The organism is Psychrobacter sp. UBA2514 (assembly GCF_002341255.1).
Taxonomy (GTDB): Bacteria; Pseudomonadota; Gammaproteobacteria; order Pseudomonadales; family Moraxellaceae; genus Psychrobacter; species Psychrobacter pacificensis.
Map to the genome: position 1 here is coordinate 4,622 of NZ_DDNS01000046.1, position 639 is coordinate 5,260.

Below are 639 nucleotides of genomic sequence, written 5' to 3' on the forward strand. Positions count from 1 at the left end.
AGGATTTGAGCGTGATGCTCTTTGATTTGGATTGGTTTAAACGCATCAACGATAACTATGGCCACGATGTGGGGGATCAAGTGTTGATCGAAATATCGCAGACGCTATTGCAGTCGTTATCAGATGAAACCATCATTAGCCGTTACGGTGGTGAGGAGTTTCTGGTTGTGCTACCAGATACGTCGCACGATAGTGCAATGGTGATTGCGGAGCAATTACGGCTTAGTATTGCTGAGCATATCATCAAGGTCGGTGATGTGTTTGATTTTAGCGTGACAGCGAGTTTTGGGCTGTATACCTTGACCCATCAAGAAAGAGCTTGCATTGTCAAAAACTATAAATCTATTTTGGCAAAAAAAGCCCAGTCTCAATCAAGTGCATCACCTCTTATCAAGCCGATTGCCACTCAGCGCGCTGAGAGCCAAATGGCATTCATGCAAAAACTGCCTAGCGACATCTGCCAACGTTTGATTAGCGCAGCAGATAAGGCTCTTTATGAAGCCAAGCACCGTGGACGCAATCAAGTCGTCAGTGCCAACCATATGTTTGCTGAAAAAAATGGTAGTATCCATTCACTCTACAAAAACCGCTAGCTGCCCCTCTGCACTATCAATAACTCAATCATGAATCCATCTGCTG

1 protein-coding gene is annotated in these 639 nt (G+C 44.8%); it reads left to right on the forward strand.

Annotation, left to right across the window (positions count from 1 at the left end):
* Window positions 1-593: GGDEF domain-containing protein (locus tag B3V51_RS11230; RefSeq protein WP_286708435.1), on the forward strand; the 593-nt coding region annotated here is incomplete at its 5' end.
* Window positions 594-639 lie beyond the last annotated feature (46 nt).